General features: G+C 70.7%; 17 protein-coding genes and 1 riboswitch. Of the genes, 8 read left to right on the plus strand and 9 right to left on the minus strand.

The genetic code is table 11. From position 1 onward, the window contains the following. The first annotated feature begins 202 nt into the window (after positions 1-202). Positions 203-1804 (plus strand): M23 family metallopeptidase, encoded by a 1602-nt coding sequence (locus tag ACWFR4_RS28000; RefSeq protein ID WP_453655108.1) that lies wholly within the window; start codon positions 203-205, stop codon positions 1802-1804. A gap of 27 nt (positions 1805-1831) precedes the next feature. Here ACWFR4_RS28000 and pcrA read toward each other — a convergent pair whose 3' ends face one another. Beyond that, positions 1832-4342 carry a DNA helicase PcrA gene (pcrA, locus tag ACWFR4_RS28005; protein WP_453655110.1) on the minus strand — a complete coding sequence of 837 codons (2511 nt, stop codon included), beginning with the start codon at positions 4340-4342 and terminating at the stop codon, positions 1832-1834. A gap of 268 nt (positions 4343-4610) precedes the next feature. Next, positions 4611-4760, plus strand: a riboswitch (cyclic di-AMP (ydaO/yuaA leader). A gap of 8 nt (positions 4761-4768) precedes the next feature. On the opposite strand from pcrA, the gene ACWFR4_RS28010 reads away from it, so the two are divergent. Both ACWFR4_RS28010 and ACWFR4_RS28015 read left to right on the plus strand, forming a co-directional pair. After that, positions 4769-5932, plus strand: coding sequence for an NlpC/P60 family protein (locus ACWFR4_RS28010; protein ID WP_453463391.1), 1164 nt, complete (start codon positions 4769-4771; stop codon positions 5930-5932). Between the two features lie 27 nt (positions 5933-5959). After that, positions 5960-6907 (plus strand): tellurite resistance/C4-dicarboxylate transporter family protein, encoded by a 948-nt coding sequence (locus ACWFR4_RS28015; protein ID WP_453463388.1) that lies wholly within the window; start codon positions 5960-5962, stop codon positions 6905-6907. Between the two features lies 1 nt (position 6908). Here ACWFR4_RS28015 and ACWFR4_RS28020 read toward each other — a convergent pair whose 3' ends face one another. Continuing rightward, positions 6909-7262, minus strand: a complete 354-nt coding sequence (locus ACWFR4_RS28020) for a hypothetical protein (protein ID WP_116510905.1) — start codon at positions 7260-7262, stop codon at positions 6909-6911. Between the two features lie 293 nt (positions 7263-7555). On the opposite strand from ACWFR4_RS28020, the gene ACWFR4_RS28025 reads away from it, so the two are divergent. Then, positions 7556-8626: an NlpC/P60 family protein gene (locus tag ACWFR4_RS28025; RefSeq protein ID WP_453468339.1), complete on the plus strand. Its 1071-nt coding sequence runs from the start codon at positions 7556-7558 to the stop codon at positions 8624-8626. Here the strand turns inward: ACWFR4_RS28025 and ACWFR4_RS28030 are convergent. Genes ACWFR4_RS28030 through ACWFR4_RS28040 form a run of 3 tightly spaced genes read right to left on the minus strand, consistent with a single transcriptional unit; the run spans position 8610 to position 11293 of the window. Continuing rightward, entirely contained in the window at positions 8610-9275 is a 666-nt protein-coding gene (locus tag ACWFR4_RS28030) for a hypothetical protein (RefSeq protein WP_453655112.1), read from the minus strand. The two genes, ACWFR4_RS28025 and ACWFR4_RS28030, sit on opposite strands and share 17 nt — an antisense overlap. 6 nt (positions 9276-9281) lie before the next feature. Then, the gene (locus tag ACWFR4_RS28035; protein WP_266561056.1) at positions 9282-10007 is read right to left on the minus strand and encodes a LuxR C-terminal-related transcriptional regulator; all 726 of its coding nucleotides are present in this window, start codon (positions 10005-10007) and stop codon (positions 9282-9284) included. Beyond that, on the minus strand, positions 10004-11293 hold the full coding sequence (locus tag ACWFR4_RS28040) for an ATP-binding protein (RefSeq protein WP_453468336.1): 1290 nt from the start codon (positions 11291-11293) through the stop codon (positions 10004-10006). The genes ACWFR4_RS28035 and ACWFR4_RS28040 overlap by 4 nt, the downstream gene beginning before the upstream one ends. A 162-nt stretch (positions 11294-11455) precedes the next feature. Here ACWFR4_RS28040 and ACWFR4_RS28045 point away from each other — a divergent pair, with 162 nt between their 5' ends. Continuing rightward, positions 11456-12847, plus strand: coding sequence for a PspC domain-containing protein (locus ACWFR4_RS28045; RefSeq protein ID WP_453655114.1), 1392 nt, complete (start codon positions 11456-11458; stop codon positions 12845-12847). Beyond that, positions 12834-13058: a hypothetical protein gene (locus tag ACWFR4_RS28050; RefSeq protein ID WP_453468334.1), complete on the plus strand. Its 225-nt coding sequence runs from the start codon at positions 12834-12836 to the stop codon at positions 13056-13058. Before ACWFR4_RS28045 ends, ACWFR4_RS28050 begins: the two co-directional genes overlap by 14 nt. A 121-nt stretch (positions 13059-13179) precedes the next feature. On the opposite strand, the gene ACWFR4_RS28055 is transcribed toward ACWFR4_RS28050, so the two are convergent. The 3 genes from ACWFR4_RS28055 to ACWFR4_RS28065 all read right to left on the minus strand — a co-directional run bounded on the left by ACWFR4_RS28055 (position 13180) and on the right by ACWFR4_RS28065 (position 16063). Continuing rightward, positions 13180-13707 (minus strand): DoxX family protein, encoded by a 528-nt coding sequence (locus ACWFR4_RS28055; RefSeq protein WP_453468333.1) that lies wholly within the window; start codon positions 13705-13707, stop codon positions 13180-13182. A gap of 125 nt (positions 13708-13832) precedes the next feature. Then, complete coding sequence (locus tag ACWFR4_RS28060; protein WP_453468332.1) at positions 13833-15098, minus strand: hypothetical protein; 1266 nt, start codon at positions 15096-15098, stop codon at positions 13833-13835. Between the two features lie 173 nt (positions 15099-15271). Beyond that, entirely contained in the window at positions 15272-16063 is a 792-nt protein-coding gene (locus tag ACWFR4_RS28065) for a class II aldolase/adducin family protein (RefSeq protein WP_453468331.1), read from the minus strand. Positions 16064-16180: 117 nt separating this feature from the next. On the opposite strand from ACWFR4_RS28065, the gene ACWFR4_RS28070 reads away from it, so the two are divergent. Beyond that, positions 16181-16660 carry a pyridoxamine 5'-phosphate oxidase family protein gene (locus ACWFR4_RS28070; protein ID WP_453468330.1) on the plus strand — a complete coding sequence of 160 codons (480 nt, stop codon included), beginning with the start codon at positions 16181-16183 and terminating at the stop codon, positions 16658-16660. A gap of 89 nt (positions 16661-16749) precedes the next feature. Here the strand turns inward: ACWFR4_RS28070 and guaA are convergent, their stop codons facing one another. Beyond that, positions 16750-18336, minus strand: a complete 1587-nt coding sequence (gene guaA, locus ACWFR4_RS28075; protein ID WP_453469665.1) for a glutamine-hydrolyzing GMP synthase — start codon at positions 18334-18336, stop codon at positions 16750-16752. Positions 18337-18657: 321 nt separating this feature from the next. Here guaA and ACWFR4_RS28080 point away from each other — a divergent pair, with 321 nt between their 5' ends. Continuing rightward, the gene (locus tag ACWFR4_RS28080) at positions 18658-18951 is read left to right on the plus strand and encodes a chorismate mutase (protein WP_453655115.1); all 294 of its coding nucleotides are present in this window, start codon (positions 18658-18660) and stop codon (positions 18949-18951) included. The last annotated feature ends 312 nt before the right edge of the window (positions 18952-19263 follow it).

A 19263-nucleotide genomic window follows, 5' to 3' on the forward strand; every position in this document is an offset into this window, starting at 1 on the left:
CCGGAACGGTCCCCGAACTGACCAAACGTCGAACGATTCTCGAACGCAGAGCCAAAGCTCTGCCCACAGTCCGCCGAAAGACAGCCGAATGCCCGTTTCCTGCGAGCGGGAAACCTGCTGAAGATTGTCGTGCCCGCATACCGCCGGGTACAGTCACCGCACTGCTCTGGCAGCCCCTGTTGTCGAGGCGAAAGAGAAGTTGGTGAACGACCGTCACCCGTCGGGGACTCAGACCACCCCGGCCCCTGCTCAGGACGCCGACTACGCGCCCTACGCTGCATATGACCAGCAGAGCGCCCAGTACGGCGGCCACACCGGCTACGACGGCTACGCCACCGGCGGTTTCGCGACCGACCCCCTCTTCGGCGACCTGCCCGGCGCGCAGAACACCGGCGCGTACGACAACAGTCAGTGGTCGACCGGCGCGCACCAGACGCTGACGACGCAGGAACCCCAGCAGCACGACCCGTACACGGCGCAGCAGCACGCCGCCGCGTACGGCACCGGCAGCTACGACACCACCGCTGTCTGGGGGACCGCCGCTCACGAGCAACTCGGCGGTATTCCGGCCCAGTCCGGACCGGAGCATTCCGGCCAGTGGGACAACAGCGCGTGGGCGGACCAGACCGGGCAGTGGGACGCGAACACCTTCGGGGCGCAGGCGCAGGGATTCACCACGCAGGACGCGTTCGCCACGCAGACCTTCCAGGCACCGGCGGCCTTCGAGACCCAGGCGTTCGACGCGCAGGCCTATGAGACACAGGCCTTTGAGACACAGGCCTTTGAGACACAGGCCTTTGAGGCCCAGTCCTTCGCGACGCAGACCTTCGAAGCGCCGGTCTTCGACACCGGCGCGTACGACGCCACCGCGTGGAACTCCGCGGGCGCCGAAGGTGACGACAGCGCCCCCGACGCCCGGCACGACTACGGCCAACACGATGTCCCCGAGCCGGAGTTGAGCCACGACGACAGTCGCCACGACAGCTACAGCGACGGGCTCGACGACGTCGAGGAAATCGTCGCCCGCGACGAGCGGCCCGCCCCGGTCACGCCGGCCCAGCGCGCACGCTCCCGCCGCCGCTCCCCCGCCAAGCGCTCCGCGCTGCTCACGGTCGCGGTGCCCTCGGTGTGCGTGATGGGCGTCGCGGGAGTCGCCGCGGCCTCCGTCGGCGGGCTCGGCGGCGACGACAGCAAGGACACGACGGTGGCCTCCGCGCCCGACGCGACCGCCGTGAAGCCCTCCGTCGCCAACAACAAGCTCGACACCCAGCTCGCGGACCTGTCCGCGGACGCGGGCGACTTCGCCGACCGGGCGAGCCGCACCCAGGAACGTATCGACCTCAGGACCAAGCAGCAGGCCGAGCGGAAGCAGGCGGCGGAGGAAGCGGCGCGCAAGGAGCGCCTGCGGCCCAAGTTCGTCCTCCCGGTCACGCAGCGCGGACTGAGCGCGTACTACGGGCAGGCCGGCATTAACTGGATGTCCGTGCACACCGGCATCGACTTCCCCGTCTCGTACGGCACCCCGGTGATGGCCGCGACCGACGGCACCGTCCGTACGCAGTGGAACAGCGCGTACGGGAACATGACGATCCTGACGGCGAAGGACGGCACGGAGACCTGGTACTGCCACCTCTCCAGCCACACCGTGATGAGCGGACCGGTCAAGGCCGGTGACCTCATCGCGCACTCCGGGAACTCCGGCAACTCCACCGGTCCGCACCTGCACTTCGAGGTGCGTCCCGGCGGCGGCTCGGCCGTCGACCCGCTCCCGTGGCTCCGCAGCCACGGACTCGACCCGACGTAGGGCCGAGCCTCCCGGCAGCGGCCTTCCCTACAGCTTCTCCACCGGCGCGTACCGCAGCAGCAGGCGCTTCGGCTTGGGCTCGCCGAAGTCGACCGTCGCCTCCGCGTTCGACCCCGTGCCCTGGACGCCGACGACCGTGCCGAGGCCGAACTGGTCGTGCGTGACCCGGTCTCCCACCGAGAGCGCGACGACGGGCTTCTCCGTCGCCCGGCGTGTGGCGAACGCCGGTGTCGAGCGCGAGCGCGACGACGAGAGGGACGCGGCGATGCCGCTCGTCGGTCCCGCCGACTTGACGGGCGCCATGGCCCCGGTCCGCTTCCACTCCAGATGCGCGTCCGGGATCTCCTCCAGGAAGCGCGACGGCGGGTTGTACGAGGGCTGACCCCAGGCGCTGCGCAGCGTGGAGCGCGTCAGATACAGGCGCTCACGCGCGCGCGTGATGCCGACGTAGGCGAGCCGGCGCTCCTCCTCCAGCTCCTTGACCTGACCGAGGGAGCGCATGTGCGGGAAGACGCCGTCCTCCATGCCGGTCAGGAAGACGACCGGGAACTCAAGGCCCTTGGCGGTGTGCAGCGTCATCAGCGTGATGACGCCGGAGCCGTCGTCCTCCTCGTCCGGGATCTGGTCGGAGTCGGCGACGAGCGCGACCCGCTCCAGGAACCCGGAGAGCGTACCGACGCTCGCCTCGCCCTCACCCTCGGTCGCGCCGTCCGCCGTCGCGCTCTCCTGCTCGAACTCCAGTGCCACGGCCGCGAGTTCCTGAAGGTTCTCGATGCGGGTCTCGTCCTGCGGGTCCGTCGACGACTGCAACTCGGCGAGATAGCCGGTCCGTTCGAGCACGGCCTCCAGGACCGTCGCCGGGCCCGCGCCCGACTCGACGATCGTGCGGAGGTCCTCCATCAGCGTGTTGAACCGCTTCACCGCGTTCGTCGAGCGGGCCGCCATGCCGTACGCCTCGTCGACGCGGCGCAGCGCCTGCGGGAAGGAGATCTTCTCGCGCTGGGAGAGCGCGTCGATCATCGCCTCGGCTCGGTCGCCGATACCTCGCTTCGGCACGTTGAGAATGCGGCGCAGGGGGACGGAGTCCTCGGGGTTGGCGAGCACTCGCAGATAGGCCAGGACGTCCCTGACCTCCTTGCGCTCGTAGAAGCGGACTCCGCCGACGACCTTGTAGGGCAGGCCGACGCGGATGAAGATCTCTTCGAAGACACGGGACTGCGCGTTCGTCCGGTAGAAGACGGCGACGTCGCCGGCCTTCGCGTCGCGCGCGTCCGTGAGCCGGTCGATCTCGTCGGCGACGAACTGCGCCTCGTCGTGCTCGGTGTCCGCGACGTAGCCGGCGATCTGCGCGCCCGCGCCCGCGTTCGTCCACAGATTCTTGGGGCGGCGGGATTCGTTGCGCTCGATGACCGCGTTGGCCGCGGAGAGGATGGTCTGCGTCGAGCGGTAGTTCTGCTCGAGCAGGATCGTGGTCGCGTCGGTGTAGTCCTCCTCGAACTGGAGGATGTTGCGGATGGTGGCTCCGCGGAACGCGTAGATCGACTGGTCGGCGTCACCCACGACGCACAGCTCGGCCGGCGGCAGGTCGCCTTCACGCGGCGGCTCGTCCTCCGCGCGGCCACTGTCGGTCGACCCCACCAGCTCCCTGACCAGCGCGTACTGCGCGTGGTTCGTGTCCTGGTACTCGTCGACCAGGACGTGGCGGAAGCGGCGGTGGTAGTGCTCGGCGACGTCCGGGAAGGCGCGCAGGAGGTTTACCGTCGTCATGATCAGGTCGTCGAAGTCCAGCGCGTTCGCCTCGCGGAGGCGGGACTGGTACATCGCGTAGGCCTGGGCGAGGGTCTTCTCGAAGCCGTCGGCGGCCTGAGCTGCGAAGTCCTCCTCGTCGATGAGCTCGTTCTTCAGGTTCGAGATCTTGGCGCTGAAGGACTTCGGCGGGAACTTCTTCGGGTCCAGGTCGAGGTCGCGGCAGACCAGGGCCATGAGGCGCTTGGAGTCGGCGGCGTCGTAGATCGAGAACGACGACGTGAAGCCGAGCCTCTTCGACTCCCGGCGCAGGATACGGACGCAGGCGCTGTGGAACGTCGACACCCACATCGCGTTCGCCCGCGGGCCCACGAGGGACTCGACGCGCTCCTTCATCTCGCCCGCGGCCTTGTTCGTGAACGTGATCGCGAGGATCTGGCCGGGGTGCACACCGCGCTCGGCGAGGAGGTACGCGATGCGGTGCGTGAGCACGCGGGTCTTGCCGGAACCCGCGCCCGCCACGATGAGCAGCGGGGAGCCGCCGTGGACGACGGCCGCCTTCTGGTTCTCGTTCAGCCCGTCGAGGAGCGCCGCCGGGTCGAGCGCCGGGCGTGGGGCGCCGTCCCGGTAGTACGCGTCCCTGGCCGGGGGCGCGTCGAACTTCCCGTCGAACAGGTCGTCCGGAACGTGCTCCGGAGCCGTGTCGTCCTCGGGCGGCGGCGGGGCATGCTCCTCACTGGCCTTCGAAGCCGTGAGGTCCGCCAGGAAGCTGTCGTCAAAGAGGCTGCTCATCGCTATACGAGTCTAGGCCGCCCCACTGACACCCACGGCCGCCCCGGAAACTTCCCCCCGACTTCGCGGGCCCGGCCACCTCTCGTAGTGCGGTAATCACCCTCCGTGCTGATTACCGGAGGTCGCGAACAAGATTGCCGAAGGTCACGAAAATGTATCGGGCATATCGAACATCAACCTTCACAGCAGCCACACGAGTTGGCTAGCGTGCTCCGCGGGCCGCCCGTCCCCCCGCCGGCAACCGCGCCGCGAACGGGTCGCCCCCGCTGAGTTCAGTACGCCGAGAGGCATGGAACCGGGGACCCACGACCTTTGGGGTGAATCGGCCGACGACCCGTCAGGGCGCGGCCGTAGGGCAGCCTTCCGCATCTCCGCCCGAACCCGACAGCTAACCCGGTAGGCGGTCATGGGAAGGAGACGCGCCCCTTGGCGTCGCACCGCAAGCCGCGCAGCAGGACAGCCGGTCCCCGCACGGCCCCCGTCGTCGGAATCACCACGGCGGCCCTCACCTCCATAGCCCTGCTCTCGCAGAGCGCGACCGCCGCCCCCTCCGCGCCGCCGAAGCCGAGCATGGAAGAGGTCCAGAAGAAGGTCGACACCCTCTACCACCAGGCGGGCGTCGCCACGGAGAAGTACAACGCGGCCAAGGAGCGCACCACCAAGCAGCAGAAGCGCGTCGGGGACCTGCTCGACGACGTCGCGCAGCGCACCGAAAAGCTCAACAAGGCCCGCCAGGAGCTCGGCACTTTCGCCGCCGCCCAGTACCGCACGGGCGCCGTCTCCGACACCGCGACGCTGCTCCTCGCCGACGACGCGCAGGACTACTTCGACCAGGACCAGCTGATGAGCCGGCTCACGAGCCGCCAGAAGAAGGCCGTCGACGACTACCAGACCGAGCAGGCCACCACCACGAAGAAGCGCACCGAGGCGGCCAAGAGCCTGGAGACGCTGACCACTTCGCAGGCCACGCTCAGGAGCACGAAGAGGGACGTCCAGCAGAAGCTCGGCGACGCCCGCGAACTCCTGTCGAAGCTGACCGCCGAGGAGAAGGCGCGCCTCGCGGCGATCGAGAAGAAGAAGCAGGAGACCGCCAGGAAGAAGGCGGAGGAGCTGGCGCGTCAGCAGGCCGAGGCGGAGGCCAAGCGCAAGGCGGCGGAGGAGGCACGCCAGAAGGAGAACCCGGGCACGGGCAGCGGTTCCGGCACGGGTACGGGCTCCGGCAGCACCGGCAGTGGCTACGCCGCCAAGGCCGCGAAGGTCATCGCCTTCGCCGAGTCCCAGATGGGCAAGCCGTACGTGTGGGGCGCCACCGGCCCGGACTCGTACGACTGCTCGGGCCTCACGCAGGCCGCGTGGAAGGCGGCCGGCATCTCGCTGCCGCGCACGACCTGGGACCAGGTCAAGGTCGGCACGACCGTCACCACGGCCAACGCCCAGCCCGGTGACCTGGTCTTCTTCTACGACGACATCAGCCACGTCGGCATCTACATCGGCGACGGCAAGATGATCCACGCCCCGAAGCCGGGTGCGAACGTCCGCGTCGAGTCGATCTACTACATGCCGATCCACAGCGTGGTGCGCCCGGCCTGACCGCCGTCGTGGGGTTACGTTCGGGCGGTGCGCGGCCCGAACACAACCCCAGGTACCGGACCCACGTGGTCCCAGCTCCCGCCGGCCGCCGGCGCCGCCGTCATGGCCACCGGCATCATCTCGGTCGGCCTGAACCTGACCGGTCACTCGGTGCTGTCCGGCATCATGCTGGTGCTCGCCGCCGCCCTCTGGCTGGTCCTCGCGGCGGACTTCGCGAACCGGCTGGTGCGGGAGCGCGACCGCTGGCAGTCCGAGGCCGACACCCCGCCCGCGCTCACCGCGGTCGCGGCGACGACCGTCCTCGGCACCCGGATCTCCATGTTCGGCTGGCAGACCCTGGCCGAGGCGCTCCTCGCCCTGGCCGCGCTCGTCTGGCCGGTGCTCCTCATCAACGTCGTACGGCGCTGGAAGCCGCGGATGCCGGGGGGCGTGTTCCTCGGCTGTGTCGCGACGCAGGGCCTCGTCGTCCTGGCGGCGACGCTCGCGCCCGCGGTCGGCGCGCACTGGCTCGCGTACACCGGGATGGTGCTCTTCTGGGGCGGGGTCGTCCTGTACTGCCTCGCGCTGCTCCACTTCGACCTGCGCGAGGTGGCCTCCGGCGCCGGGGACCAGTGGGTCGCGGGCGGCGCGCTCGCCATCTCCGCCCTCGCCGCGTCGAAGCTCGTCGCGACGGGCCTGTGGAACCAGGACGACACGGACGTCCTGCGCACCATGAGCTTCCTGCTGCTCGCGCTCGATGGGGCCTGGTACGTGGTGCTGGCGCTGGCGGAGGTGCGGTGGCCTCGGCCGCGCTACGACGTGCGGCGCTGGTCGACGGTCTTCCCGATGGGAATGACAGCGGCGGCGGCACTGTCCGTGGGCGCCGCCGCCGATGTGCCCTGGCTCAGGGGGCCGGGGCAGGTACTGGTGTGGATCGCGGTGGCCGCGTGGCTCGCCGCCCTGTTCGGGACGTTCAGGTCCCGAACACCCGCCTGACTCAGGTCCAGAGGACCGCAATGAAGATGTTCGCGGTGGTCAGCAGGCCGACGAGGCCGAACAGGCCCTTGTCCACCTTCTCGTCGTCCCGCTTCACGTACACGAGGCCGAGGATCACGATCAGCAGCGCGAGCTTCACGCCGATCTTGATGTTGTTGACGGTGTTGTCGTCCGCCTGATTCAGGCCCACCAGGACGACACCCGTGACCAGCATGGTCAGCGCACCGTGCAGCATCGCCGGGACGAACCGGGCCGTTCCCTTGCCCATCGCCTTCATCTGGGTGAGGAACCCGCCGAGGAGCGAGGCGATGCCGATGATGTGCAGGCCGACGAAGAGGTGGATGAGTACGTCCATGACCGGCGAGCCTAGCCGGGGCCTCACTGCCTCCATGAACCGGCCCGCACCGATCCCCCGCCGGTCACATACGGTCACACGCGGAACACAAGGGCCAGTTGCGGACAATCCGTCACCAACCCGTGACGGTCAGGTTTAGCGTCCTTCCTCAGGTGACCGGCTCCCCACCGCCGCCCCGCTCAGGGGCGGTAGTCGGGCACCTACCGCCGAGAAAGGTCCGGCGGCGGCCCGCTCCCCCCGTGCGGGCCGCCGCCGGACGCGTAAGCAGTACGTACCGGAAGGACGTGCCCCTCGTGTCGGCAGCGCACCGCAAGCCCCGACAGCGCTCGCTCACCGGCCCCACGGCCCGCACCGCGGCGACCCTCGCTCTCGCCTCCGCGGCGACCGCCACCGCCCTGGACGGCGCGGCGCACGCGGACCCCCGGCTCACCCCGAGTCAGGTGAAGGCGAAGGTCGACCAGCTCTACCAGGAGGCCGAGAAGGCCACCGAGAAGTACAACGGCGCCAAGGAGAAGGCGGACAAGGCCGAGAAGAAGCTCGGCTCCCTGCGTGACGAGGCGGCCCGCAGGACGGACCGGCTCAACACCCAGCGTGAGGCGCTCGGGTCGGCCGCCGCCGCGCAGTACCGCACCGGCGCCCTCGACCCGGCGGTCCAGCTCGTCCTGTCCTCCGACCCCGCCCGGTACCTCGACAACGCGGCGCTCGCCGACCGGCTCGGCACCCGGCAGGCCTCCGCGGTGGGGCGCGTGCAGCGGGAGCTGCGACAGATCGACCAGCTGCGCGCCGAGGCGGACGGCCGGCTCACCGAGCTGCGGAAGCGGCAGGGAGAACTGAAGAAGCAGAAGAAGGCGGTCACCGGGAAGCTGGCCGAGGCGAAGCGTCTGCTCGACCAGCTTCCGGCGGCCGAGCGCACCGGCGTCGGAGCGGGCGCCGGCGACACCGGCGCGGCCGACCGCGCCTCCCGCTCGGACTCCTCCCGGGACATGCCGTCCGGCGCCCTGCCCAAGGCCCCGGACTCCCGCACGGCGGCGGCCATCGCCTACGCCTACAACGCCCTCGGCAGCCCTTATGTGTGGGGCGCCACGGGCCCGAACGCCTTCGACTGCTCCGGCCTCACCCAGGCCGCGTACCGCTCCGCGGGTATCTCCCTGCCGCGCACCACGTACTCCCAGATCAACGCGGGCCCGCACATCCCGCGCTCCCAACTGCAGCCGGGGGACCTGGTGTTCTTCTACTCGGGCATCAGCCACGTGGGCCTCTATATCGGCAACGGCAAAATGATCCACGCCCCGAACCCGAGCGCCCCGGTCCGCATCGCCCCGATCGACCAGATGCCCTTTGCGGGGGCTACGCGGGTGGCGTGAGGAGCGGGCCGTTCCGGTGCTCGTGCGCCATGTGGGCGTATGCGCGGTCCGCCACTTCGGCCAGTACCTCGGGGCCCGCGGAGCCGCAGTGCGCGCGCAATTGCCCGGCGAACGCCTCCGAGTCCCGGCAGAGGGCGAGTGCCTGTGTCACCTGGGCGATCAGTTCCGGCACATGCTCGGCGCAGTAGGGGTGTTCGCTCTCTGTCGCCGACAGAATCGGGTCCTCGTCGTCGGTGAAGGCCGCGTCGAGGCCGAGCAGCCGCGGAAATCTCACCTCCAGCTCCCAGCGGGCGAGCGGGATCTCCTCGTACGTCGCCTCGGGTTCGCGGCACGCCATCCGCAGGAGCATCGCCAGGTCGTTCATGAACTCGGGCACGGTCCGATGCCCCGCCACCCGACTCCACAGGGTGCGGGCGGACGGCGGGCAGGTCGAGAAGAACTCCTCGGTGAACGTGTGGGCCAGATAGTCGAGTTGAGCCGCGGCCGGCTGCAGCGGCCAGCTCCAGGGCGAGCGGGTGTACTCCACTCCCTGCATGCGCCGGTAGCGCAGCACCTGCCACTCCAGCGGATCCGCGGAGTCCGCCGCCAGACCGACGAGGTGGAAAATGACTCCGCTGGTCAGCGCGGACTGCGGAAGACGCGTCGTCATCGCCCGTCACACCAGGCGCCGCGCCGTAGCCCACCGGGTCAGCTCATGGCGGTTCGACAGCTGGAGCTTCCTCAGGACCGCCGAGACATGGGACTCGACCGTCTTGACGGAGATGAACAGCTGCTTGGCGATCTCCTTGTACGCGTAGCCGCGGGCGATGAGGCGCAGGACCTCGCGCTCGCGCTGCGTCAGACGGTCGAGGTCCTCGTCGACCGGCGGAGCGTCCGTCGAAGCGAACGCGTCGAGGACGAAGCCCGCGAGGCGCGGCGAGAAGACGGCGTCGCCGTCCTGGACACGGAAGATCGAGTCGACCAGGTCCGTACCGGTGATCGTCTTGGTGACGTACCCGCGGGCCCCGCCGCGGATGACGCCGATGACATCCTCCGCCGCGTCCGAGACGGAAAGGGCCAGGAAGCGGACCGGATTGTCGGCGGCCGCCATCAACGGGGCGCAACGGCGCAGGACTTCGACGCCGCCGCCACCGGGAAGGTGCACGTCGAGGAGGACGACCTCGGGGCGCGTGGCCGTGATGACCGTGACCGCCTGGTCCACGTCCGCGGCTTCGCCGACCACCTCGACGCCCGTCGTCTCCGTGCGGCCGATCTCCGCCTGGACGCCGGTGCGGAACATCCGGTGGTCGTCGACAAGGACCACGCGTGCGTGACGGCCGACCGGCTCCGTCTCCGGCGCGCTCGCCGCGGTCGCGTCAGGCTTGACCTGCTCGTCACTCATGGGGTCTTCTCCGCCCTCTTCATGGTCAGTTCGACCTCCGTGCCACCGTCCGGCACCGCGCGCAGCCGCGCCGTGCCGCCGTTGCGCTCCATCCGGCCGATGATCGATTCTCGTACGCCCATCCGGTCCGCGGGAATCGAGTCGAGGTCGAAGCCGGGGCCCCGGTCGCGTACGGACACGAACACCGTCTCCTCCTCGACCTCGGCATAGACCTGGACCGCACCGCCCTCGCCACCGTACTTGGCGGCATTCACCATCGCTTCCCGCGCGGCCTGCATCTGTGCCGAGAGACCGTCGTCGAGCGGGCAGTCGCCGACCACCACTACCTCGAGGGGCACTCCGTGCTTGTCCTCGACCTCGGCCGCGCTGCGTTTGACCGCCTCCGCGACCGTGCCGGGCTCCTCCGCCTCGTCCTTCCCGTTCCCCTCCGGTCTGTAGAGCCAGGCCCGCAGGTCGCGCTCCTGGGCACGGGCCAGGCGCCGCACCTCGCTCGCACTCTCCGCGTTCCGCTGGATCAGCGTGAGCGTGTGCAGCACCGAGTCGTGGACATGGGCCGCGACCTCGGCGCGCTCCTGCGCGCGGATCCGCATGAGGCGCTCCTCGGACAGATCCTGCGTCATACGCACGAGATAGGGGCCGGCGAGGAGTGCGATTCCGACGAGGACGGCGAGGGCGGCCTGAAGGATGGAGCCGAGGTGCTCGGCCGACCCCTGGAGCACGAAGATCCCGGTGACACCGGCCCCGACGAGTACGACACCGGCCGCGGCCCGCGCCAGATTCAGGGTGCGCTTGCGGCGCCCGACCGCCATCCAGCGGGCGCGGCGCGCATTGTCCGCCTGGCGCCAGACGAGGGCCACGCCCGCACCGACGAGGAGCGTCGGCCACAGATACGCCTTCGCGTTCCCCGCCAGATTCACGTTGCCGACGAACACCATCGACACGACGACCATGAGGAGCAGGGCGACGATCTGCCCCTTGTCCGGCTTACGGGCGACGAGTCGGCGCCGCCCGTCCTGCGCCGTCTCCGTGGTGAAGGCCGGGGGCCGCTCGCTGCCCACGCCGCCGACGCCGAGCGGGACGAAGAACCAGAACGCCGCGTACAGGAGCGCGCCGAGGCCGTCCGCCATGAACAGGCCCACGAAGACCAGCCGCACCCAGATCACGGGCAGGCCGAGATGCCCGGCGAGCCCCCGCGCCACTCCGCCGAGCCAGCGTCCGTCGCTGGAGCGGTAGAGCTTGCGCGGCGGCCGCGGGACGTCGACGGGTGGTGCTGCGGCTTCCGGCATGCCATTGATGGTCACACGTGGGGCGGACCCCGGGCATCAGGGTTGAGCCCGGAGACTCCCCTGATCTCCGGCCCGGCCCCGAGCGCCGTCAGGGGCGATTTCAGGGTTCGTCCAGGGTCGTCCCGACTGCCGCGGCGGACCTGAGCCCGTCACCATGGACGCATGACAGATCACCAGCACGCCTCGACGGGAGCGCAGGCCGGGCAGCCGCAGGACGCGGTGTCCGGGCGCGGCTCCGGCGGTGCGTCCGCGCCGCCCGCACCGGGACAGGAGCCCGGCGTCCCCGCGCCGCCGGGCAAGTTCCGGCGCGACCGGCGGCACGGGACGCTGGGCGGGGTGTGCGCGGGCCTCGGCCGGCACTGCGACATGGATCCGGTGATCTTCCGGATCGGTCTCGCCGTGCTCGCCGCGACCGGCGGGCTCGGCCTGATCTTCTACGGCTTCGCCTGGCTCTTCGTCCCGTACGACGACGAGGAGGAGAACGAGGCGCGCAAGCTCCTCTCCGGCCGCGTGGACGGCCCGGCGCTGACGGCCGTGCTCTTCGCGCTCGTCGGCTGCGGGCTCTTCCTCTCCATGCTGAACAACGGCGGGGTGCTCACATTCGCCGCCGTCCTCGCCCTGCTCCTCGCGGGCGCGGGGTACTGGTCCCAGCAGCGCAGAGCGGCCGACCCCGACCCTCTGGCCGCGCAGACCGTGGCCGACGCGCCGCCCGAGGCCCAGGCGCCGCCCGTCACCGGGGCGCCTTCCTGGTGGCGGGACCCGATAGTCAAGGACGGCACGCACGTCGGCGGGACCGGGTACTTCTGGGGGCCCGACAGCGGCGTCGACATCCGTTACGAGCCCACGGCGCACGCGCACCGTACGGTCTGGGGCCCTGACGTCCCCTCCCGTGGTCCGGAAAGCCGAGCGCCCAAGCAGCGCGGGCCGCGCTGGATCGGTGGCTGGACGTTCCTCCTCGCACTGGCCGCGGGCTGCGCGGGCACCGCCGCGACGTGGCACGGCCACCCGCTCGGCACGGCTCTCCAGGCCGGCCTCGCGTGCGCGCTAGTCGTCTTCGGCCTGGGCATCGCGCTCAGCGCCTTCGTGGGGCGGACCGGCGCCGGTTCGATCGTCCTCGCGGTCATCACGGCCGGGCTCCTCGCCGCGTCGGCCGTGCTCCCCTCCAACATCACCACCCACTGGGTGCGCACCAACTGGACCCCGGCCTCCGTCGCCCAGGTCGCGCCGAGATACGAACTCGGGACGGGCGTCGGCACGCTGGACCTGAGCGGGATCGACGTCGGCAAGGGCAAGACACTGACGACGCGGGCGGAGGTCGGGGCGGGGCAGCTCAAGGTCGTCGTGCCGAGGGACGCGACGGTCGTGCTGCGGGCCGAGGTGGGCGTCGGTGACATCCGGCTGCCGGACGAAAAGACACAGGACGTGGACATCCGTCCGGGACAGGAGCAAAGAGTGACCCTCGCACCGCCGGCGGGCAGCAAGGACGGCGGCACGGTCGAGCTGCGGCTCGAAGTCGCTGTCGGACAGGCGGAGGTGGCCCGTGCCACGTCATGAGTTCCAGCCGGGAAAGCTGATCGCGGGCCTGTTCCTGACCGCGGCCGGAGCCCTCTACCTGGGCGACGCGCTGGGAAGCTGGGAACTGCCGTGGTTCACGGTGATCCCTGTAGTCACCGCCGGCCTGTTCCTGGCCGGAGCAGCAGGCACGGCAACCTACGCAATCCGACGCCGCCAAAGACCCCACGTAACGGATTCCGGCTCCCGGTGAAGGGCACGAGAGGCGCCCGGTAAGGGGCGAGGGGAACTGCGCGCCCAGCCCCACCCGCCCCGCGTCCGAACCACGACACGCGCCCCAGGAAAAGGACGCGCCGTCGCATACAAGGATCCCGTCAGCTCAACCCACCCCGGGCCCGGCGCCGAGCCGCAAGCATCGCGTCCACCGAGAACACCGACGCCCCCGCAAGCACCAGCGGCAGCCACGCCATCAGGTAAGCGAGATCGTTGCCCAGGTAATAGGGCTCGGTCGCCCAGCTCACCGTCAGCCACAGGCTCAGCGAGATCAGCATCCCGCCGACCGCGGCGAGCCGGGCCAGCAGACCGATCAACGTGCCGATGCCGACGGCCAGTTCACCGAAGGCGATCGCGTAGCCGAAGCCGGCCGGGTTCTTGAGCGCCAGGTCGACCATGGCGGGGATGGCGGAGATGTCACGCACGCCGCGCATCTGCTCACCGATCGACCCCGATCCGGTGGCGTGAAAGAACGCGCTGTTGGTCAGTTTGTCGAGCCCCGCGTAGATGAAGGTGACGCCGAGGAAGATCCGCAAGGGAAGGAGTGCGAACCGTTGAGCGTTGTCCCGCCAGCTGCCCCCGCCGTTGACATAACTGGTATGGGTGTCCGTCCGCATGCCATGAGCCATCGCCCGTCCGCCGCCTTTCGCGCCCGCATCGGTGCCCGCAAAATTGCCCGTCCCCAGACCATACGTACGAGCGGACGCGACTGCTCAGTAACGTTTGGTCATTGCCGCAGGCCGGACGCGGGCACTCAGTCCGAAACGTCGATCGCGCACCGGTTCGTCTCCACGCCCGCCGCGGTGACGACCTGGACGTCGACCCGCCCCGGCTCGACGTCCACGGGGACCGGGACCGTCAGGGCCGAGTCGGTGGGGTTGGTGAAGCCGCCCCGCACCGGGACGAGAGGCACATGGACGTGCACGGGTCCGATGCGGACGACCATGCGGGCGAGCCGGTCCGCGGTGGCCGCGCCGGGCGGCACGAAGCCGGCCCCGCGGATCTCGATGTCGTCCCCGGTGCGGATGGGCGCGTCCAGGTCCCCGGCCTCACGGGACCGCACGACCGAAAGGATCACGGGCCGGCCGCCCTCCGCGTACTTGGCCGCGAGATACGTGGCCGCCGAGACCAGGACCAGCAGGGCAAGCCCCCAGGGCAGATCCGGCAGTTGTCCGGGGCGGCGGGCGAGGCGCACCGCGACGAACACCAAGGCGACGGCCGAGATCAGCACGTACTGGATGTCGGCGAAGGTGCCGCGTCCTGAGTCGTCGGTGAGCAGGTCGGCGGCGCGCGGCCGGTCCGCGCGCACCTTCTGCAGGCGCTGGCCGAGCACGCGCAGCCCCACGACCCGGCGCACCAGGACTGCGACCCCGCAGACGACGGCGAGGACGGTCACCACCCCGGCTCCCCGGGCGAGTTCAAGACCCGAGATCAAGGCGTCCCGTTCACGGTGGCCGGAGGCGCCGGCCAGTTCGCCCGCCAGGACAAGGACCGCGTAGACCACGACGAGGACCCAGCAGGCGGCGACGGCGCGGGAGGTGGACAGGCGGTTGTCCTCACCGACGACCGGGGCGAGTACCCCGCCGGCCGCCCGGTGGACGTAGGCCGCGCCCGTCAGGATGCCGCCCACGACGACCGCCGCCAGCAGCCCGGCCGTGCGCGCCGTCGTCCAGCCCGCGCCGATCGCCGTGAGCGCCTGCACGATCAGGAGCAGCGCGCACCCGCCCCACACCACGCCGACGGTGCGCGGCCACAGCCCGGCGAGCCACGCGTCGCCCTCGGCGCGCCCACGATCGGCCATGTCCCGCGCGGACTGCGTCAGTTCGTCCGAGACCCACTGGCGGGACGCGCCCGCCGAGTGCGCGACGGCGGCGGGCAGTCCCTGTCCGGCCGCCAGTTCGTCCCGCTTCGCGAGGAACGCGGCCACGGCCCTGCGGTGCCCTTCGCGCGCCCCGTGCGGGCAGTCGCCGCAGGTGCAGCCCCCGCTGTGCGTTCCCTCTCGCGCCTCCTGGACCGCCACCCGGTACGCCCGCCTTCCCATCCGGAGCCCGCCCGACCCGAACGGCCGCGCGTCAACTTCCGTTTAATGACTGGGAATTGTGCCGTACGCAAGGCCTTCCAGGGCCGCCAGGTCCGGTCAGAGGGGGTGAACGGTGAACACCCGCGTTGACCCCCGAGGCCACAGCCCCGCACTCAGGACAGCAGATCCGGCTCCGCGCTGCTGATGTCCTGCCACAGGGGCTGATGGTTGATCCACGCGACCACGTCGCCGCCCAGCTGTTCCCGCGAGGCCACGGCCTGGCGGTGGTCGATCAGGATCGGGCGGCCCGCGGCCCGCGCGGCGAGCTGCACCTGGCAGGAGCGCTCCATCGTCAGGAACCACCACGCGGCCGAGTCGACGGAGTCGCCCACGGTGAGCAGCCCGTGGTTGCGCAGGATGAGTGCCTTGTACGAGCCGAGCGCGGCCGCGATGCGCCGCCCCTCGTCCGGGTCCACGGCCACGCCGGTGTACTCGTCGAGCAGCGCGTGGTCCTCATAGAAGGCGCACGCCTCCTGGGTGATCGGGTCGATCAGCTCGCCCAGCGTGGACAGGGCCCGCCCGTACAGCGAGTGGCAGTGCGCGACGGCGACCACGTCGGGCCGCGCCCGGTGGACCTGGGCGTGGACGGTGAACGCTGCCTGGTTCACATGGCGGCGGCCCTCGACGACCTGTCCGTCCCCGTTGGCGAGGACCAGGTCGGACACGGTGACGTGCTTGAACGGCATCCCGAACGGGTTCACCCAGTAGCAGTCGTCGTACTCCGGGTCCCGCACCGTGATGTGCCCCGACACCCCGTCCTCGTAGCCGAGGCGCCCGAAGATGCGCAGCGCGCCCGCGAGCCGCTCCTTGCGGTGCCGACGCTCGTCGGCCGGGGAGTCATGGATGGGGGGCATCGCGAACTGGAGGTGTTCGGTGGGTACCGGCGGGGGCGTCTGCGTGGACATGGAGCGGAAGTTACCTCCGGGGAGCGCAGGAGGACAGAGGCGGGCGGTGAAGAGAGTGCGCCGAACTGCCGCTCATACCGGACAGCAGGTGTCGGGTATCCGCGCCAGACTCGACGTATGACGTCGAACTGGGCCACATTCACCGCGGCCGAACCGGACCTCGCCAAGACGGTCGAGGAGCGCTTCGGTCAGTTCCAGCACCACATCCTGGCGACCCTCCGCAGGGACGGTTCGCCGCGCACGAGCGGACTGGAGGTGCGGTTCCTGCACGGGGAGTTCTGGCTCGGCATGATGCCGGGCTCGCTCAAGGCCCGCGATCTGCTCCGGGACCCGCGCTTCGCCATCCAGGCGAACCCGGGCGGCGGCACCGGCATGGGCGGCGGGGACGTACGGATCTCGGGCCGCGCGCTGCTCGTCGAGGACCCCGAAGTCATCGCCTCGTACACGGACTCGGTCCAGGTGCCCGACCCGGACGACTTCCACCTCTTCCGCACCGAGCTGACCGAGGTCACCCGCACGTTCATCGAGGAAGACAAATACCTGGTCGTACAGGTGTGGAAGCCGGGCGAGCCGGTACGCACCGCCAAGCGCACCTGAGCCCCGCGGCGCGCGAAGGGCACACGTGAAGGCGCCGCCCCCTGCATGCAGCAGTGGGCGGCGCCTTCACACACGGTGTCGGGGAGCGACTACTCCCACTCGATGGTGCCCGGCGGCTTGCTCGTCACGTCGAGCACGACGCGGTTGACGTCCGCGACCTCGTTCGTGATGCGGGTCGAGATCTTCGCCAGGACGTCGTACGGCATGCGCGTCCAGTCCGCCGTCATGGCGTCCTCGGAAGAGACGGGGCGCAGGACGATCGGGTGGCCGTAGGTGCGGCCGTCGCCCTGGACACCGACGCTGCGCACGTCCGCGAGCAGGACGACCGGGCACTGCCAGATGTCACGGTCGAGACCGGCCGCCGTCAGCTCCTCGCGGGCGATGGCGTCGGCCTCGCGCAGCAGGTCGAGCCGGTCCTTGGTGACCTCGCCGACGATGCGGATACCGAGGCCGGGGCCCGGGAACGGCTGGCGCTGGACGATATCGTCCGGCAGGCCGAGCTCGGCGCCGACCATGCGCACCTCGTCCTTGAAGAGCTGGCGCAGCGGCTCGACGAGCGCGAACTCCAGGTCCTCGGGGAGGCCGCCCACGTTGTGGTGGGACTTGATGTTCGCCGTGCCGGTGCCGCCGCCGGACTCGACGACGTCCGGGTAGAGCGTGCCCTGGACGAGGAACGCGACGTCCTCGCCGTCGGCCGCGCCCTCGGCGACGATCTCCGCCTGCGCCTGCTCGAAGACACGGATGAACTCGCGGCCGATGATCTTCCGCTTGGCCTCGGGGTCGGAGACGCCGGCCAGCGCGTCGAGGAAGCGCTGGCTCGCGTCGACGACCTTCAGGTTCGCGCCGGTCGAGGCGACGAACTCCTTCTCGACCTGCTCGGTCTCGCCCTTACGCATCAGGCCGTGGTCGACGTACACGCAGGTCAGCTGGGATCCGATGGCCTTCTGCACGAGGGCCGCGGCCACCGCGGAGTCGACGCCGCCGGACAGGCCGCAGATCGCGCGCTTGGTGCCGACCTGCTCGCGGATCGCGGCGACCTGCTCGTCGATCACGTTGCCCGTGGTCCAGGTCGGCTCGATGCCGGCGCCCCGGTAGAGGAAGTGCTCGAGGACCTGCTGGCCGTACGTGGAGTGCATGACCTCGGGGTGGTGCTGCACGCCGTACAGCTTCTTCGCGTCGTTCTCGAAGGCAGCGACCGGCACGACGTCCGTGGACGCGGTGACGGTGAATCCCTCGGGCGCGGCCGAGCAGGCGTCGCCGTGCGACATCCACACGGGCTGCTCGGCCGGGGTGCCCTCGAAGAGGGTGGAGCCGGGACGGGAGACGGTCAGCGGCGTGCGACCGTACTCGCGGGCGCCGTTGTCGTCGACGGTGCCACCGAGGGTCGTGGCCATCAGCTGGAAGCCGTAGCACATGCCGAAGACGGGGACGCCGGCCTCGAAGATGGCGCGGTCCAGGCGCGGGGCGCCCTCCGCGTACACGGACGAGGGGCCGCCGGAGAGGATGATCGCCTTCGGGTTCTTGGCGAGCATCTCCTCGACCGGCATCGTGCTCGGCACGATCTCGCTGTAGACGCGGGCCTCGCGGACGCGGCGGGCGATGAGCTGGGCGTACTGCGCACCAAAGTCGACGACCAGAACGGTGTCAGGGGCGGCAGCGGGGGACGCTGATGGCACGGCGGCGGCCTTCCGGCGGTGGAACACGAGCAGGGGTCTGTTTTGTCGATTCTAACGGGCCCGCGAGGAGACTCTTCGTCTCATCCCACGGACGCGGTGGCCGGGGCCACCGGGCCGGGGCATACTGGTCCTGTGACCAAGCTCCGCATCGACTTCCTCTTTACCTATGGCAACCGGCCCGCCGGCTGCCATGGTCGAGCTGCTTGATCACCTGACAAGCGACCTACCGGGCGCCCCGGGCCGACAAGGCCCGGGGCGCTCTGTCGTATCCGGTCCTTGCCGCTCCGGGACACCCGTCCCCATACGACGAGGAGCCCCAAGATGACCACCACCGCGACCCCCAGCGAAAAGACCGGCGCCCAGACCTCCGAGGCCGCCGACGTGATCACCGGCGCCCGCGAGCGCATCGACTCGCTCGACGACCGGATCATCGGCCTGATCCAGGAACGGATGGCCGTCTCGGCCGTCATCCAGGAGGCGCGGATCACCTCGGGCGGCCGCCGCGTGAACCTGGCCCGCGAGCTGGAGATCCTCGGCCACTACAGGGACGCCCTCGGCAAGCCCGGCACCGGGCTCGCGATGACGCTCCTGGAGCTGTGCCGCGGCCGGGTCTGAGGCCTACGCGACGCACCCACGTTCGGATCCGCTCTCACCCGTACGGCGCGTGACCGGTGCGCGGCACCCTTCGTTGGTCCCGATGTCCGTGCCAGCCAGGGGCGGGCCCGCTCAATCCACGCGTGGCTCCGCTGGAGCGATGAGACGTAGGGATCCATGCCGTACGTCGTGGGACCTCGCTCCAGCGTTTGTGACCGGACGGCAGGGGACAGCAGCCCGGTCACCCAAGAGAACGGCCGGTCCCGGGGACGCCCGGGGCCGGTCGGCCTCCCCAGAACCCCTTCGCCCCTGTGGTCGAAACGGTAGGTCGAA

It is taken from the genome of Streptomyces sp. NPDC055140, from assembly GCF_053607285.1.

Coding starts and splice junctions, on each gene's coding strand:
- pcrA (WP_453655110.1), bottom strand. CDS start 4,342: ATGAGCAGCCTCTTTGACGACAGCTTCCTGGCGGACCTCACGGCTTCG.
- ACWFR4_RS28020 (WP_116510905.1), bottom strand. CDS start 7,262: ATGGACGTACTCATCCACCTCTTCGTCGGCCTGCACATCATCGGCATC.
- ACWFR4_RS28030 (WP_453655112.1), bottom strand. CDS start 9,275: ATGACGACGCGTCTTCCGCAGTCCGCGCTGACCAGCGGAGTCATTTTC.
- ACWFR4_RS28035 (WP_266561056.1), bottom strand. CDS start 10,007: ATGAGTGACGAGCAGGTCAAGCCTGACGCGACCGCGGCGAGCGCGCCG.
- ACWFR4_RS28040 (WP_453468336.1), bottom strand. CDS start 11,293: ATGCCGGAAGCCGCAGCACCACCCGTCGACGTCCCGCGGCCGCCGCGC.
- ACWFR4_RS28045 (WP_453655114.1), top strand. CDS start 11,456: ATGACAGATCACCAGCACGCCTCGACGGGAGCGCAGGCCGGGCAGCCG.
- ACWFR4_RS28055 (WP_453468333.1), bottom strand. CDS start 13,707: ATGGCTCATGGCATGCGGACGGACACCCATACCAGTTATGTCAACGGC.
- ACWFR4_RS28065 (WP_453468331.1), bottom strand. CDS start 16,063: ATGTCCACGCAGACGCCCCCGCCGGTACCCACCGAACACCTCCAGTTC.
- ACWFR4_RS28070 (WP_453468330.1), top strand. CDS start 16,181: ATGACGTCGAACTGGGCCACATTCACCGCGGCCGAACCGGACCTCGCC.
- ACWFR4_RS28080 (WP_453655115.1), top strand. CDS start 18,658: ATGACCACCACCGCGACCCCCAGCGAAAAGACCGGCGCCCAGACCTCC.